At 42.1% G+C, this 16,829-nt stretch carries 14 protein-coding genes; 3 read left to right on the forward strand and 11 right to left on the reverse strand.

Features of this window, described 5'->3' with window-relative positions:
- Nucleotides 1–3 precede the first annotated feature (3 nt).
- The 3 genes from J2X69_RS02430 to J2X69_RS02440 all read right to left on the reverse strand — a co-directional run bounded on the left by J2X69_RS02430 (nucleotide 4) and on the right by J2X69_RS02440 (nucleotide 3,626).
- Nucleotides 4–1,023, reverse strand: coding sequence for a zinc-binding alcohol dehydrogenase family protein (locus J2X69_RS02430; RefSeq protein WP_310097887.1), 1,020 nt, complete (start codon nucleotides 1,021–1,023; stop codon nucleotides 4–6).
- A gap of 492 nt (nucleotides 1,024–1,515) precedes the next feature.
- Complete coding sequence (locus J2X69_RS02435) at nucleotides 1,516–2,448, reverse strand: aldo/keto reductase (protein WP_310097890.1); 933 nt, start codon at nucleotides 2,446–2,448, stop codon at nucleotides 1,516–1,518.
- Nucleotides 2,449–2,546: 98 nt separating this feature from the next.
- Entirely contained in the window at nucleotides 2,547–3,626 is a 1,080-nt protein-coding gene (locus tag J2X69_RS02440; RefSeq protein ID WP_310097893.1) for a serine hydrolase domain-containing protein, read from the reverse strand.
- A 203-nt stretch (nucleotides 3,627–3,829) separates the two neighbouring features.
- Between J2X69_RS02440 and J2X69_RS02445 the strand changes: the two genes are divergently transcribed.
- Entirely contained in the window at nucleotides 3,830–5,908 is a 2,079-nt protein-coding gene (locus tag J2X69_RS02445; protein ID WP_310097897.1) for a DPP IV N-terminal domain-containing protein, read from the forward strand.
- A gap of 188 nt (nucleotides 5,909–6,096) precedes the next feature.
- Here J2X69_RS02445 and J2X69_RS02450 read toward each other — a convergent pair whose 3' ends face one another.
- Complete coding sequence (locus tag J2X69_RS02450; RefSeq protein WP_310097900.1) at nucleotides 6,097–6,756, reverse strand: metal-dependent transcriptional regulator; 660 nt, start codon at nucleotides 6,754–6,756, stop codon at nucleotides 6,097–6,099.
- 111 nt (nucleotides 6,757–6,867) lie between these two features.
- On the opposite strand from J2X69_RS02450, the gene J2X69_RS02455 reads away from it, so the two are divergent.
- Complete coding sequence (locus J2X69_RS02455) at nucleotides 6,868–9,156, forward strand: TonB-dependent receptor domain-containing protein (protein ID WP_310097904.1); 2,289 nt, start codon at nucleotides 6,868–6,870, stop codon at nucleotides 9,154–9,156.
- Nucleotides 9,157–9,287: 131 nt separating this feature from the next.
- On the opposite strand, the gene J2X69_RS02460 is transcribed toward J2X69_RS02455, so the two are convergent.
- Both J2X69_RS02460 and J2X69_RS02465 read right to left on the reverse strand, forming a co-directional pair.
- Nucleotides 9,288–10,073, reverse strand: a complete 786-nt coding sequence (locus J2X69_RS02460) for an AAA family ATPase (RefSeq protein WP_310097907.1) — start codon at nucleotides 10,071–10,073, stop codon at nucleotides 9,288–9,290.
- 418 nt (nucleotides 10,074–10,491) lie between these two features.
- Nucleotides 10,492–11,352: a class I SAM-dependent methyltransferase gene (locus J2X69_RS02465; protein WP_310097911.1), complete on the reverse strand. Its 861-nt coding sequence runs from the start codon at nucleotides 11,350–11,352 to the stop codon at nucleotides 10,492–10,494.
- A gap of 174 nt (nucleotides 11,353–11,526) precedes the next feature.
- Between J2X69_RS02465 and J2X69_RS02470 the strand changes: the two genes are divergently transcribed.
- Nucleotides 11,527–11,676, forward strand: a complete 150-nt coding sequence (locus J2X69_RS02470) for a hypothetical protein (protein WP_310097914.1) — start codon at nucleotides 11,527–11,529, stop codon at nucleotides 11,674–11,676.
- A gap of 246 nt (nucleotides 11,677–11,922) precedes the next feature.
- On the opposite strand, the gene J2X69_RS02475 is transcribed toward J2X69_RS02470, so the two are convergent.
- The 5 genes from J2X69_RS02475 to J2X69_RS02495 form a co-directional block, all read right to left on the reverse strand.
- On the reverse strand, nucleotides 11,923–12,432 hold the full coding sequence (locus tag J2X69_RS02475) for a DUF2911 domain-containing protein (protein ID WP_310097916.1): 510 nt from the start codon (nucleotides 12,430–12,432) through the stop codon (nucleotides 11,923–11,925).
- 154 nt (nucleotides 12,433–12,586) lie between these two features.
- The gene (locus tag J2X69_RS02480; protein WP_310097921.1) at nucleotides 12,587–13,735 is read right to left on the reverse strand and encodes a Gfo/Idh/MocA family oxidoreductase; all 1,149 of its coding nucleotides are present in this window, start codon (nucleotides 13,733–13,735) and stop codon (nucleotides 12,587–12,589) included.
- A 307-nt stretch (nucleotides 13,736–14,042) separates the two neighbouring features.
- Nucleotides 14,043–15,179 (reverse strand): MBL fold metallo-hydrolase, encoded by a 1,137-nt coding sequence (locus J2X69_RS02485; RefSeq protein WP_310097924.1) that lies wholly within the window; start codon nucleotides 15,177–15,179, stop codon nucleotides 14,043–14,045.
- Nucleotides 15,180–15,507: 328 nt separating this feature from the next.
- Nucleotides 15,508–16,071, reverse strand: coding sequence for an AraC family transcriptional regulator (locus J2X69_RS02490; protein WP_310097927.1), 564 nt, complete (start codon nucleotides 16,069–16,071; stop codon nucleotides 15,508–15,510).
- Nucleotides 16,072–16,249: 178 nt separating this feature from the next.
- Nucleotides 16,250–16,606, reverse strand: a complete 357-nt coding sequence (locus J2X69_RS02495) for a DoxX family protein (RefSeq protein ID WP_310097930.1) — start codon at nucleotides 16,604–16,606, stop codon at nucleotides 16,250–16,252.
- Nucleotides 16,607–16,829: the final 223 nt, after the last annotated feature.

Consider the following 16,829-nt stretch of genomic DNA (forward strand, 5'->3'; position numbering starts at 1 on the left):
AGTTTACTTGTCAAAATCTATCATTATTTTAATTATACCCTGCTGATCAACAGCCCAATCTGAAAGTGCCTGTTCGGACTCATCTAGGGTCACTACCTTGCTGATCACATCATTGACAGGAAATTTTCCCTGCTCCAAGTAACTGATCACTTCCGGAAATTCGGTCGTGCAGTTTCTGGATCCCAAGATTTCTATTTCTTTTTGTACAAAGAGGGATGTATTGAATTCCACGGGCGCTTTTGCATAGCCTATACAAACTACTCTTCCTGTAAATGCCACTTCTTCCACAGCTTGGCGATAAGTAACCGGACTTCCCACCGCTTCAATAATCACGTCCGGACCATCGTTGGTAGTCATTTCCTGTAGAGCCTGATGCAAGTCTACTTTCTTTGGATTAAGGGTATATCTAACTCCGATTTTCTTTGCGATCTCAAGTTTGGCATCATCAAGATCAATGGCGATCACTTCCGCACCCCGCTCAACCGCCGCAGCCACAGCTCCCAAACCGACGATTCCACAGCCGATCACAGCGACACGATCTTTAGAAGTGACTTTAGCCCGGTTTACTGAGTGAAAACCAACGGTGAGGGGCTCAGCCAAAGCTAATTCCCGAAGGGATAATTTCTCTGATGGAAAAACATCCTGCCAGGGCAAGGCAATGTATCTACACATAGCGCCGGGACGTCGCACACCCATCGTCTTATTTTCCTTGCAGGCATTGCGGGCACCTTTGCGACAGGCAATGCATTTTCCACAATTCAAATAAGGGTACACCGTCACTTTCATGCCAACTTTGATATCAGCCGGAACATTATCACCTAAGTACTCAATTGTACCGCCAACTTCATGGCCTAGAATATTTGGGTATTCTTGTAATGGAAAAAGACCTCGATAACTATTCAGATCCCCTCCGCAAAACCCGACCATTCCAACTTTAAGGAGAACTTCCCCGGATTTTGGAACTGGTTTTTCTACTTCCCGGAGTTCCGTTTTACCGATATCTGTAAGAACTAATGCTTTCATCTGTTTATAATTTGTTTTTCAGTGGCCATATGGAATCTCGCATGTATTATAATCATCCCGGTGTGTGACGATTTTCGTCATGCTCGATTTCATCTGTTTATATTTTGATTTTTAATGGTCAGATAGCCTGTCCCGTCCGCCGCGGCGGATCGGGAGAATCTCGCATGCAGGATAATCATCCCAGTGTGTGACTTTTGAGCCATGCTCGATTTCATGAGGTTTGAGTTTTTGTCTTAAATAACATAATTCAGGGTTTATTTATGTACTGGTTTTAATTCGAATAGCTGTAATTATGTCGTTCGAGATGACCATTCAGATAGGAAGATGCTTACGTCATTGCGAGGAAGGAAGCAATCTCATTAACACAACTAGACTGCTTCGTCGTGCCTCCTCGCAGTGACGTTGAGGAAAGACTTCATCCTATCTTACAAAAGCGTCAACCATTTTAAGGACGAATTGACTGACTGCCAACTGAGCACTGCTATCTGCTCCCTAAATATTATTCTCTGGCTTGCCTTCATACCACATTTGGTTTTTGACAGAGGCTACCCGTGTTTCGATTTCTTCTATAAGCCCCTCAGGAATTCTGAAATCCAGAGCGTCCACATTTTGCGTGATAGTGGCAAGATCACACATCCCAACGATTGTGGTAGTAATATCGGGGTGATCCAATGCATAGCGGAGTGCGACATCACTCAGTTTTACTCCATAGCTCGCACAAAGCTTAAGCAACTCTGATTGCATTGCTTTCATTGCGGGAGGAGATCGATGCCAGTCCGGCAATGGAGCATCTGAAAGAATACGCTGCATCAAAGGAGCTGCATTCATCAAGCCAAAACCCTTTTGCTTAGAAAGTGGCACTAGTTCCCGATTTATTTCGTCTTCCAGCAAATTGTAATGTGCCCAGGATAGGACGGAGTCCACATCGATGGTTCTCGAGATTTCAGCTAGGTAGTTTACCGGAAGTCCCGTAATACCTATAAATCTTGCCTTTCCTGATTCCTTGATTTTCAGCAGTGTTGGCCATGCTTCATTAAGAATTTGTTCTTTGTCTACAAATTCAATGTCATGGAGCTGAAGTAAGTCTACATAATCGGTTTTCAGTCTGGCAAGGGATTCGTCTACACTTTGCAGAATCCGCTTTTCAGAAAAGTCAAATTCCTGCAAGTCATAGCGTCCACATTTGGTGGCTAAAATCACTTGGTCACGCTTGCCTTCGAGCGCATTCCCCAATCGCTTTTCCGCAAGGGTAATTCCATAAAAAGGAGAAACATCGAAGAAATTCACACCATGGTCAATCGCATAATGAACGGCACGATATCCATCTTTTTCGTCAGAAACATTAAAAACATCTCCCATGGGTGATGCTCCAAATCCAAGAATAGACAACTCCATTCCTGTGTTTCCTAACTTTCGGTATTGCATAAATTGGGTTATTGTGAAGGTTTAGCTTTTTTGAAAAACCAATATATGGAGTTTTTTTCCAGTGGGGAAATTCAATTACCGCAGATGGACTAGAGCTTTCAGTTTCCCATAGTCAACTGCGCAATATCTCTTGCCAATTCAGTGGGCGAGTTACAATCGCAATTACTCAATCCGATCACATATATATCTTCCTCGGGTAAATACACTCCCATGGATTTAAACCCAAAAATGCTGCCCCCATGCTCAAAACTTACAGCATTATTCAAAGTGGTAATATGCCAGCCATAGCCATAATTGATTTTTTTACCGTTGCTTAACGTGTGATTTTCAAACACTATTTTTTTGGTTTCATCTATAATCAACTTATTGTTTTTGATTGCTTTATTCCATTTGAGCATATCATCCACCGTGGACATCAGCGATCCTGATGCATAGGGCAAACTCAAACTGACGTAGTTCTTGTTTACATATTTATCCTTTTGATGGTAGCCATATGCACGGTTTTCAATGACTTCGGAGTGATTGGCATATTGAGAAGAAGTCATTTCGAGTTTGTCGAAAATATTTTCTTGAACAAATTCAGCATAAGACTTCCCTGACAGTATTTCTATGATGTATCCCAAAATCACATAGCCTGAATTGTTGTACTTAAAGGCTTCTCCGGGATCAAAATCCATGGGCTCATTTTTGAAGAAATCTATGAGTTCGGGAGGTGCAAGATCCTGCCTTTCGATGGCACGAAGAGACTTCATGCCGGTAAAACTTTTGATGCCGGAAGTATGTGTGAGCAGATGATGGATAGTGATGTTTTTTCCACGGGTAGGGTAGTCGGGAATAAACTTTGTGATTTGATCTTCAAGCTGAAGTTTTCCCTGCTCCATCAGCATCAAAATAGCTATAGCAGTAAATTGCTTGGTCATGGAGCCAATTTCGAAGACATTACTGGGAGTCATGGGGACATTGAGCTCTAAGTTGGCCTCACCAAAGGCTTTTCTATAAATAGGCTTTCCGGCTTTGGCAACCAAGAAAACCGCTCCCGGACCTTCCGGAGAAAAGGTGGTTTCGAGCAAAGAATCGATCCTGGCTTCTAATCCTTGAGAATAGAGTAGTGGAGTGATTTGGGAAAAGAGGAGAAGAGTTGCTAGCAGGAGTTTGCTTAGCGGGTTTAAGTTCTTCATATGGGATGTTATTGATTATCCCTTGGATACATCAACAGGCTAGTTGGTTACAAGTCTGTAGGTGTGCAACTTGTTTTTAGCGAGATTTGCAAATAAAGGACAGCAAGAAATCTTGATTAGCAGACCTATCGTGTATTTATATCTGCTTTTTACAGCTAAAAATAGTATCATCGCAACACGAATAAACTTAACCCGAATATGATATGAAGAATAAGTTCTTCCTTACGATGGTGACTGCATTAGCCACCACCATTTCTGTTTCTCAAGCTCAGGACAAGCTCAAAAGCATGCCAGGCTATGAGCAATACCAAAAAATAGCCCCCCAACTTAGGTCTGCCGTGAAGCCGGGAAGCTTAAGTGTAACATGGGCTGAGGATGGCAAATCTTTTGAATATTCCAAAGATGGAAAGCTTCAGTCTTTTTCCGTAAAAACCAAAAAAGTAACAGAGCTGGGAGATGCCACAGCACCTGAAGCAAGAGCTTGGAACCGTCCGGTCCGAGGGCGACAGTTTGATTCTGCCGAGTCTCTTGATGGGAAATACAAAGCATTCACCAAGGATAGGAACATGTACCTCAGCAATGCTGATGGCAGTAATGTAATCCCAATCACTTCTGATGGTAATGAAGAGAATCAGGTGAAGTACGGGATTGCCACCTGGGTGTATGGAGAAGAGTTGGATCAAAATACTGCCATGTGGTGGTCACCTGATGGGAGCAAGATCGCTTTCTACAGATTTGTAGAGAAGGATGTAAAGAAATATTATGTGCTTTTGGATCAATTGAGTTTGTATGATTCTCTGGAGATCGAAGCCTATCCTAAGGTAGGAGAGCCAAATCTTCCTGTGGATCTGATGGTTTATGATATCGCTACCAAAGAGATGATCGAACTGGACATCAGAGATGGCAAGCCTTACAGCGATGGCGATCTGGGAACCTATATTTATGACATTTCCTGGACTCCCGATGGCAAAGAATTGCTTTTCCACAGTACCAATAGACGGCAGAATATACTGGAGCTCCGTGCTGCCAATCCTGAAACAGGCAAAAGCAGAACAGTAATCCGTGAAGAATGGCTTCCAAGCTTCGTGGTGAATTCTCCCGAAATGGAAGTATTGGCCGATGGTAAGCACTTTATCTGGGCTTCCGAAAGATCAGGGTTCAATAACTACTACCTGTATAATTTTGACGGAACACTGGTGAATACTATTACCGCCCATCCTTTTGAAGTATTCAATATCGTGAAGGTGGATGAGGAGAATAAGATGCTTTATTACATGGCTCGCAGTGGCGAAAATCACATGCTGATGCAACTTCATCGTGTGCAGCTGGATGGTAAGAAAGATACCCGGTTGACCGATCCGAAATTCAATCACGCGGTGACTATTTCCCCTGATGGAAAATACTTTGTAGATATTTCACAGACTCATGATGTGGCTCCATTTACCAATTTGGTGGATGCCAAAGGCAAGGTAGTCGCAGAATTGGCGAAAAGTGATATGAGTAAGTTTGAAGAACTGGGCTTGAAAAAAGTGGAAGTATTCACGTTTACATCAAAGGATGGAGTGACTGAATTGCATGGGATGATCCATTTTCCCTCTGATTTTGACCCAGCTAAGAAATATCCGGTAATCCTGAGTAACTACGGCGGACCCGCTACCAACGCTTTCCGAGAGACATTCACTTTGCCGGATCCTTTGACAGAATATGGCTTCTTGGTATTGAATATAGATGGTAGAAATGTAAGAGGTCGGGGCAAGAAATTGCTTGACCAGTTGTACGGAAACTTAGGCTTGGTAGAAATGGATGATTTTGCTGAGGGCATTAAGTCTCTTCACGACCGTCCTTATTTCGACAGGGATAGAGTGGGTGTTTACGGAACTTCTTACGGTGGAACTACCGCGGCTTCCATGCTGCTTAGATTCCCTGAGTTGGTACATGCGGCAGTTGCCAATTCATCTGTGACTGATTGGAGATTGTATGACAATATCTACACAGAGCGCTTTATGAGCACGCTGGACAATAACGAGGAAGGCTACAATAGATTCAGTTTGATGAATAAGGCTGATCAGCTTCAGGGAGAACTGTTGATTTTCTTCGGCACTGCTGATAACAATGTGCATCCATCCAATTCATTGCAGTTGATCAAAGCATTTCAGGATGCAGGAAAAAGCATAGAAGTTCAGGTGGATCCTGATGGAGGTCACACAGCTTTGAATAAAGATAGAATGATGGAATTTTTCATCAAGCATTTGGTGACAGATTACAAGAAAGTAGTCCGTTAATCAGGAATTTATACGTATTGAAAACCACCTGCTGAGCGATTGGCAGGTGGTTTTTGCTTTAACCCCTGAGGTCACTTAGGTTTACGCAGAGGGAACTATTATTAGGTCTGGCTGTAGGCCTCCATAACCTTTGAGGTCTGGGAGACCTCGAAGGTTTTGAGTTTTTTATACGGTCAAGTCCACGGCTTTTACTCCACCACCTTCACCAGTAACTTCTCACAGACTTTTTCGGAGAGGGTTTCGCCGGGATGATTAAGATAGCTGACAACGATACTGTGATCGTAAACTTCCTTCGAGCGGATGGTGAGTTCGGCTCCTAAACTAAGGTTTCGGCCATTGAGAAATTCCAGAAATTCTGTGGAGGAATTGGTAAGTCCGGCAAGTTTGACGACCTGTCCGGCTTTGCACTCCGATAGGCTGAGGTAGTTGATTTCTTGAATACGGCCTTGCTTGTCGGGGATAGGGGATCCGTGTGGATCAATAGTAGGAAAGCCCATCATTTCATCCATACGCTCAAAGAATTTCGGTGCATGGATATGCTCCACCTGCTCTGCGATTTCGTGTACTTCTTCCCAGCCAAATCCCATTTTGTTTACTAGGAACATTTCCGTTAATCTGTGCTTTCGGATGATCAAAGCAGCTTCTTTTTTGCCTTTTGGTGTAAGTGAAACAGGTTTGTACTTTTCATAGATCACCCAACCATTTTTCTGTAGGGTTTTTACCATGCTATTGACAGTTGGCATGCTGACTTGCATCTGATTTGCAAGTTCCGAGATATTGATCTCATTCTTGTCATTTGCCAGGTTAAAAAGTGATTTCAGGTAATTTTCTTCAGTCTGCGATGCCATGTCCTATTGCTTTAGTGCTCAAATATGGGAAAATATTTTCAAAAACAATTTTGTTAGATTAATCTAACACCATAGATTTGCAGTATCTAATTTATAAACAACCCTAAAAGCATGAGACAGATCTTTACTTTTTTACCCCTCTATTTCCTTATTTCCATAAATGTTTTCAGTCAGGATAGGATATTGAAAGGCAAAGTTCTTTTTCAGGGAGAGCCTGTCGAATTTGCAAATGTCTATGTTAAGGGATTGGCCAAAGGAGCAGTTACGGATAGGGATGGTGGCTTTTCCATAGCTATATCGGAAACTGGTACTTATACCGTTCAGGCATCCATGGTGGGTTTTCAGACTGCACAGAAAGTCGTAAAAGTGCCAAGTCAGAATATGTCCGATTTGGTATTTACCCTTAAGGAAATGGATGGAGGATTGGATGAAGTAGTAGTCAGTGGAACCATGCAGGAAGTGTCAAAACTGGATAGTCCTGTACCGGTAGAAGTGTACAGTGCAAATTTCTTTCGGGCAAATCCTACACCCTCCGTTTTTGAATCTCTACAAAATGTAAACGGAGTGCGCCCACAGATCAACTGTAATGTATGCAACACAGGTGATATTCACATCAATGGCCTGGAAGGTCCATACACCATGGTTTTGATCGACGGAATGCCAATAGTAAGCGGGTTGGCAACAGTTTACGGATTGACGGGAATTCCCCAGTCATTGATCGATAGAGTGGAAGTGGTAAAAGGTCCGGCATCTACACTTTATGGATCAGAGGCAGTTGGTGGTTTGATCAATGTAATTACAAAAAAGCCTGAATCTGCACCTTTGATGTCTACGGACTTCTTTGCAACAGGCTGGGGGGAAATGAATCTTGATCTCGGCTTGCGCTCTAATTGGGGCTCAAATATCCAATCGCTTACCGGTATAAATGCTTTTTATTACGATAATCCTATTGACAATAATGGGGATGGTTTTACCGATGTGACACTTTCGAAAAGAGTGTCTTTTTTCCAGAAAATCAATGTTCGGAGACCGGAAAACAGATTATTTACCATGGCAGGAAGGTATGTATATGAGGATCGCTGGGGCGGAGAGATGAACTGGACGAGTGCGGATCGGGGAGGTGAAGAAGTGTATGGAGAAAGTATATATACCAGTAGATGGGAAGCTTTTGGTACATGGCAGTTGCCGACGACAGAGACTATGAACTTTCAGTTTTCGGCGAATGGACACAACCAAAACTCAGTGTACGGAACTACTATTTACAAAGCTGATCAATACATAGGTTTCGGACAATTGACATGGGCAAAAACGGCTGAAAAGCATGGATTATTACTTGGATTGGCGTATCGATATACTTATTATGACGATAATACTGTCGCTACCACTGCACAGAATTCAGACGAAAACGCACCTTCGGTCATTCATCTGCCGGGAGCTTTTCTGCAGGATGAAATTAAGCTTACGGCCAATCAAAGTTTACTTTTGGGAGTCCGCTACGATTACAATTCTATTCACGGATCGATTTTTTCTCCACGTGTGAATTACAAACTTTCCTCTACTGACAAAAGCATGGTGTTCAGACTTTCTGCCGGAAATGGTTTTCGGGTAGCCAATGTGTTTACTGAGGATCATGCTGCATTGACGGGCGCAAGGGAAGTGATATTCACAGAAGAATTGAGACCTGAGCAAAGCTGGAATGTAAATGCCAATCTGGTGAAGAAAATCTATACGGATAATGGGACTTTTATTGGACTGGATGGCTCTGCATTCTACACCTATTTTACAAACCGTATTATACCTGACTACGAGTCAAATCCAAATCAGATAATTTATGCCAATCTGGACGGCTCAGCGGTTTCGAAGGGCGTTTCCTTGAATCTCAATACGGCTTGGGCAAATGGCTTAACTATGACAGGTGGGGCCACTCTGATGGATGTAAGCATAGAAGAGGAGGGTATAAAGACACGGCAATTACTTACTGAGCGTTTTTCAGGGGTTTGGTCTGTAGGCTATGAGTTTTTCCGTCTGGGTCTGACGGTGGATTACACAGGAAATGTGTACAGTCCTATGCGTTTGCCACTATTGGGGCCGCTGGACGATCGCCCGGCCTATTCCACTTGGTTTAGCATTCAGAATATTCAGTTGACCAAGTCTCTGGGTGAAAAATGGGAGATTTATGGGGGAGTCAAAAACTTACTGAACTTTACTCCTCCGGCGAATAGTATTGCGAGAGCTTTTGATCCTTTTGATAAAAATGTGGTATTCGCTCCTGATGGATCTGTAGTCCCTACGCCTGATAATCCTAATGCATTGACCTTTGACCCAACTTATGTTTTTGCTCCAAATCAAGGAATTAGAGGTTTTCTGGGTTTGAGGTTTACAGTTTCTGATTCACGGTAATCGACCACGTTGGTAACAGAAGATAACACAGAGCACACGGTGCGTGCGGAAGAGACAATTAACCTTTGGGGTTTCTAAAACCACCGAAGGGTTTCTCTGTTCTTATTGGAATAATTACCTATTCCATTCAGCTACAAATACCTTAAGAAAGCCTCAGGGTTATTCAGGAAGTTTTTCAAAATCGTAAAATGCTCTGTTTCCTGATAATCAACTTTCCGGATTTTATCCCCAAATTGGAATATCGTCGCATTCGGCAGTGTCATCAAGATAGGAGAGTGGGTGGCGATGATAAACTGGCAACCGTGATTCTCTGCCAGATTTTTGATCAGGGAGAAAAGTGCCAGTTGGCGCTGGGGTGAAAGCGCGGCTTCGGGTTCATCGATCAGGTAAATTCCTTCTGCCTGCAACCTGCCTTCCAGGACTTTTAGAAAGCCCTCTCCGTGTGAAACTTCTGTAAGGTTTCCATATTTGCGGAGTAATGCTTCCTTCTGTCCCTGCACAGCTCCCACAGCTAATTTTAATCCGGATCCGCTCAATCTTTTCTCGAAATCCACAATGTCCCTTTTCAGTTCATCGTCCAGGTTCCGAAGACGTTTTACAAAGCCGAAATAATCCTCAGCTCTAAAGAAAAAGCCTCGATATGCTTTATTGTTCCATCGGGTGATTATACTTTCTCCATAGGATTTGACTCCATCAAGTGTGTCGTCTTTTTCCAAATCTGTACTGCCAATGGCCGGCAAATTCAACTTGATAGCCAGCGCTTTTAGAAGCGTTGACTTTCCGGATCCATTTTCCCCAACAAAAACCGTCACCGGATTATCGAAAGTCATCGTTTCCAATTCAGCCAAAGACTTTATCGAAAAGGGAAACTGGGCACTTCTACTTGTGGGAAGATGGATTTGATGAAGGAAGTACATGGGGAATTAGTGGTTATTATGTTATAGGTAGTGATACCAGTAGCCATATTTTCCTTTCTTATCGGGCTGCCTTCCTCTCCGGTAGGCGGGGATTTACAGCCATTAAACCAAAGAAGACATAGCTACAGGCAGCATTGCTGATAAACGCTTTAATTAGGGCATGCCGAAAAACGCCAATAATAGATCAAAAGCTATCAAATTGAATGCTTAATCCATTTTTGATGCGAACGGTTTTTCAGCAAGTGCAAGCTTATTGAACACAATAAGCATTTATCCATGCATCAGAAAATTCCAAAATCGGGATTTTTTAGCTAGCCTCAGGCATGCCATCTTCTATGTTGGCCTCATTCGAGGTATAAGCATACATCTTCACTCGGCCGCCTTGAAGCTGGCATGCCTGAGACTTTTTCAGCAAGCCCTAATTAATCTTCGCAGCAAGATATATCCAGCTGGTTTTGTCAGAGTTCACAAGTTTTTCACCAATTATATCAAATCCAGCTTTGGATAAATAGTAATGGTATGGATGGCAAAAGCTGAATTCACTGCCGTAAAGTATGGAATGTTTCTCTTCTTTGATATTGAATCCCGGTTCTATAGGTTCGTAAAGTATAAATACTGTGTTTTTCAAAACGGATAATTCCTTCAGAAGAAACAGTAATTCTTGTTCTGTCAAATACTCCAGCACCCCTCCAAAAGTCAGGTAGATTTTATTTGGGCCTTTTATCGAAGCCAGGTCCTTGGATAAATCGCCTGACTGAAATCTAAGCTTGGTATTACCGGCATAAGTAGTTTTATTTATCTCAATCTGAGCCTTATTGATATCCACTCCCAAAAAGCTGTTGATTTCCGGGTATTTCTCTGACATTCTGTTGACAATAATCCCTTCACCACAGCCTAATTCGATGAACTCGTCATAGGCATTTTCTTTAGTTTGGTTGGAAATAGTTGTGTAAAGAGGCTCTTTCAGTTGCTCAAACATACCTCGGAGACGATTTGAGGTGAAATCGTAATAGCCTTGGTTGTCATTTGAGGTCCAGATTTTCTTATGAAGTTCAGCCAATTCATCAAGGAGTTTTTTGTCATTTAACTCAATGAAGATAGATGTAAGGGCTGCACGTTCAAACTTGTTTTTAGGCATTTTGCCACCCAACAATTCATTTTTGATCTTTGGGGAAATAAGTATGGCTGCTTTTCCAATTGAATTTTTGAGGAATTTTTTAACCGGGTTTGTGGGAATATAAAAAGGAAATTCCCAAGGTGACTTTTCATCTGAATTCATAATTTTTTTTGTAAAAATTGAGCTGCTCTTAAAATTTCATATTCAAGGTCTGTATTTTTTCTGAAAGTGTACAATTGATTTTATGATTAAAATAACTTTAGTCCGTTCATACAGTCAATCAAAGGTTGTTAAGCTCAAAATTTTACTTTTATAAAAACTATAACCATCAATCCTATGCTCAAGTTTTTAGATTCAGAAAATCCGTACACTTATGGAAAACACCTGTTCGCTTTAGTTTTTGCAGTGCTTTGCTATTCGAGTGTTCAGGCTCAGACTGATCATCCCACCTTTGCTTATCTCAATTCATGGCTTGGGCTTCCTTAAAAGATTTGCGGAGATCCGAGCTCTTTTCTGTGTCGATCAGTGGGAACTAAGATGAAGCTGACATAAAAGAATCTTGCATCAGATAGACAAGCTCGGTATCAAGTACCATACAGCGTCGTCGTACTTCTCCGTCGTCCGCAATGGTGCTCTCAGCAAAAACCTCTGTGTGCTCAGCGGTTAAAAAAAAATGAAGAAAAAAACCACGAGAGCTTATCCCGTGGTTTTATTGTGAATTAGATTTCTGATTTACGAACCAAGCTTAGCGGAAGCTTTTCCGTATTCCCATCTTATTTCAAAGCTTTCCGGCTTAACCTCATATACCAAACGCTCTTCCAAGGTGGAGTTTTCTCCCGAAGGAACATCCACTCTAAGAACATCCTCACTTGAGTCATAGTCAAAAGCTCCCCATTGCTTGGAAACCTTGTTGAAAATAAAGGTAGACTGACCTGTTTCGCTTGGAATAATAAAGAAACCGTAAGTACCTGCAGGCAGTTTCTGTCCCTGTACAGTGATATCTTTCGTGGTAGTGAAGGTAGTCGCCTCATTGGCACCTGCTCTCCATACTTCTCCCATAGGAACCAAGTCCCCCCAGATTGTACGTCCTTTTACTGCAGGACTACTGTAATTAATCGTGATTTTGGCGTCACCTACCATTCCTTCTGCGGTTTTGGCTGGGCTGGCTTTCTCTTGTGCATTAGCAGCAAAGCCTACAAATGCGAGTAGGGCAAAGGCTAAAAGGTTCTTTTTCAAGTTCATTGTCATTGGTTTTAGATTTGCCATTAAAATACGACATTTTATGAAAACAGAACATCTTCGATCAGACTTTATTGGAAAGACAAAAGACAGTGATCATGAGAAGCTTCAATGTTGCAGTTCTCTAATCTCCCGTCTTCTGTCTCCTGTCTTTGCCCTAAATCTTCACCCAAGCTTCATTAGCATTGCTTTCCACAATAGCATCACCGATGATCAGTTCCCGAAGGCCGTCGGCGAAAGTTGGGAAAGTAGGGGACTCAGGCTGCTTGCCTTCTCTTATCGCTGCATACACTTCCTTGAAAAGCTGCTTTGACGTATCCGGGAACCCTTCTTGATGACCTCCCGGGAAACTTACCAACGAGCGTGCTCCCTCGTCTATCAAAGAAGGATCCTTCATCAGGATGGAGTTGGCGGAATCTCTCTTTCCTATCCAAAGCTCGTTTGGCTTCTCAGCGTTGAACTCGAAATTGGCCTTTGAACCTGAGATCTCGATGTTCAGACGGTTTTTACGCCCTGCATTCACCTGGCTCACTACGATAGAACCTGTCCGGCCATTATCAAAGCGAAGCATAATAGTAGCGTAATCTTCAGACGTTACTTCATATTCTTCGTAATCCGACAGATCTAGCGCTTTGCCTGAGAAGGATTCGACAGCTTTCAGAGGTTTCAGGCGGGTAGGATGAACTATAGAGAAATCAGCCATTACCGCAGTGACTTTTAGTCCAGTCACATATTCGGTCATATCCAATAGGTGAGAACCGATGTCTGCCACCACTCTTGATCCTCCGGATTGCTTAGGATCCAATCTCCAGCTGTAATCAGTCTTGTGGATAAGCCAATCCTGCAGGTAGGAACCCATGACAGAATAAACATCTCCCAATTCACCTTTTTCACGCATTACTTTCATCTGGCGAACCATAGGATAATAGCGAAGATTGAAGTGAACGGCATTAATCAATCCTGTTTCCTTAGCCAATCTCACAAGCTCTTCAGCTTCTTCTACGCTGACTGACAAAGGCTTTTCGCATACCACGTGCTTGCCGGCTAGCAAACATGCTTTTGCCTGCGGGAAATGAAGGAAATTAGGCGTACAAATATGTACTACATCTATACTGTCATCCTTCAGCATATTGTCAAAAGTGTAGGCATTTGGGATTCCAAGCTCTTTGGCTTTGGCATCTGCCACTTCCTGATTTACTTCTACCAGGCTGGTTACCTGGATATTAGGGATTCTTCTAAGGGCTTCCAAATGAGCTGGACCGATAAATCCGGTTCCCACAACAGCAGCATTAATAGTCTGAGACATAGGTTTTTTAGGTTGTTATAAATTAATTTTAAAATTGATTATCTACAATTCTACTAATAAAAGACATTGAATGATACAAAGGTATAGGGTTGTAAGATCGTTGATCGAAGCTCCCTATTTCATTAGAGCCAAGCATATCGGACTATAGTCTTTCCCTTTTATTGGCAGAAAAGCGGATATTGATTTAATTATCAAATGTCAAATTAGGAAAAATGCCGTAAAACATCTCCATAGATTAGGGGAGATTTCCTTATTAGTCTGTCCTGAGAAAGCGGAAGAAAATAAGAGATTGGCGAAATTTACATTTCTACTGTTTGGAACTCATTTGGTTAGATGGCGAGGAGGGGGCCAGCCACCACTGACGCTTGGTCATGAGATTTTTTTCCAACTCAATGAATTCTCCGATTTCCGGGACAAAGATGGGTTGGTTTATTTCATCTGCCTTTGCGATTACCCGCTCTACCGGATCTGTCCAAGAATGCATCGCCAGGGTAAACGCAGCCCAATGGATAGGCATAAATACCTTTGCATTGATATCCTTTGCCGCTTGGGCAGTTTCCTCGGGCATCATATGGATATCTTTCCAACGCTCATTGTACTGACCACACTCCATCATGGCAAAGTCGAACGGTCCGTATTTCTCTCCGATCTGCTTAAAATGAGGTCCATATCCGCTGTCTCCACTAAAATAGATATTGTCGCTTTCACCGCGGATCACCCAGGAGCCCCATAACGTAGAGAAGCGGTTGTTCAAGCCCCGTCCGGAGAAATGACGGGCAGGGGTCAAAGCCAAGAGTAATCCGTCGGCCTGAATTTCATCCCACCAGCCTAATTCATGGATTTGGGAAGAATCCACTCCCCATTCTTCAAAATGCGCTCCCATCCCCAGAGGCATATAAAAAGCCTTTGTTTTACCTTTTAATTTCTGAATTGAACCATAGTCCAAATGATCGTAATGATCGTGGGACATAATAATCATGTCTATCTGAGGCAGCTTTTCTATGGCTATAGGAAGTTGATTACTGAAGCGCTTTTTGCCTAAAATAGGATTGGGTGCAGGAACTTCTCCGAACATGGGATCGATGAGAATTGTTTTGCCATCCATTTGAAGCAGAAATGTAGAGTGCCCAAACCAAACCAGACGGGTAGGCTGCTCTTTTGTCACCAATTCCAAGGCATCCCTATGCACTAACGGTAAATCAAAACCAGGTCTTCGTGTCGGATCATTCTTAAAGAACTCAGGAAGCATTTTGATTGCTTCAGCAAAATCCATATCCATATTGGTAGGCATCAGATTGCTGAATTTTCCATCTTCGAAATAGTCCAGTTTTTCAAACTGAGCTAGTTTTTGCTTGGAAGGGCTGCCACCAAATTCAGGGTTGAAATTGACAAATAATACAACTACCAATAAAAGAATCAGTACAATGGAAATTAGAGTGATCATAAAGATTTTCAGCGTTTTGAACAATAACCTGAGCATAAGGAGGCGTAATAGCGGGGGATAAACTATGGGCTTTAACTCAAAAACTGAGTAAAAGATGCAAGTTGAGCTATTTTTTATGCTTTTTTCTGATTATCCGTAAAGGCAGACGCTTAGTCTGAGTATGGCAAAATTCGACTTTGACAGAAAATTATTTCCAAACTGTGGCCTTAGCGAAAACTCCTATGTTTAATTAAATACCCTCGTGAAAAAATGTCGTGTGCTCATCAACTTATGAATCACCTCACAAAGTTTCTGCCTCCTCACTACACATGATCTGATTTTGAACCATTCAAATTTCATCCAAACTTCTACGTTTGTGATTTCCCTGTTTTTTGAATATGCTTGGAGACATGCCTGTTTCTTTTTTGAACTGTGACGATAGGTAGGCAACACTGCTGTAATTGAGCAGATCAGCTATTTCCGAGAGACTTTTTTCATTGTAGAAAATCAACTCCTTCACACGCTCGATTTTCAATCCGGTGATGTACTTTTCTATAGTTATTCCTTCTACCTGCGAAAAAAGCTTACTTAAATACGTGTATTCATGCATGAGATTTTCGGAGATAAAACTCGAATAGTTTTCAGACATTGGCTGATCTGAATGTTGTATCTGACCGATCAAAATGCTTTTGATCTGAGATATTAACTTTGATTTTTCAGCTTCCAAAAGTTCAAAACCACGATTTTCCAGCCCTTTAGCCAATTGTTTTTTTTGAGGGTGACTAAGTGGAGAATCCAATACTATTTTTCCCAATTCCACCGTGGAGTAGGACAGTTGCTGCTGATCCAGAACTTCCTTCACAGAAGAGATACAGCGGGGACATACCATGTTTTTGACGTATATCAGGGGCATATTTCAGGGATTATTACCCAATACAAATGTATTCAGTCTAGCAAAAGTTCTGAATTGGGCTTATGTAGGTAGAATTTTCTAAGTTAATTCAATCAGTTGCATAAAAGTGGACATCCATATAAAAGTAAAAAGCATCCCAAAATTTCTTTTAGGATGCTTCAAGAGGGCAAGAGTAATACTAGCTGATTTTTTCGAGGAAAACCCGGGAAGTAACCAATAAGGCGAATGCTATTAGAGGCATTGCCATGGTGTTCGCTGGGTGCCCGTTGGCAGAATGAGCTATAAAAGCCGAGATAAACGTGATCCCAAATCCTGCATAAGCCCATTCTTTGATTAGCTTGGGAACTACGGGAATTAATAATACAAATGCTCCAAGTATTTTGGCTATTCCAAGCTCTATTCTGAAGAAATCCTTAAATCCCATCGAAGCAAATCCCTCAGATACGCTTGGATCGGCGAAGTAGGCATATGCGCTGAAAAGCATCATAAGTGATACCAGCCCAGTAGCTACCCAGTAAATAATTTTGTTTTTCATGTGTTTGTAATTTTGTTTGAATTGGTCACAACCTGTCTCGCATTACGAATAACCATTCCTCTGCGGGTTCCCGTACGTACGGGATCATGTCTGCGCAGGTAGGTTCGATTTCATAATTGCATAATCTTTTCACAAACCTAAAGGAATTAGCTATACATTTGTAAGTACTATAACATTGTATAGCACTATACTTTAGTATAGTTTTGGCCGGATTACTATCAGA

It is taken from the genome of Algoriphagus sp. 4150 (assembly GCF_031457395.1).
Classification (GTDB): domain Bacteria; phylum Bacteroidota; class Bacteroidia; order Cytophagales; family Cyclobacteriaceae; genus Algoriphagus.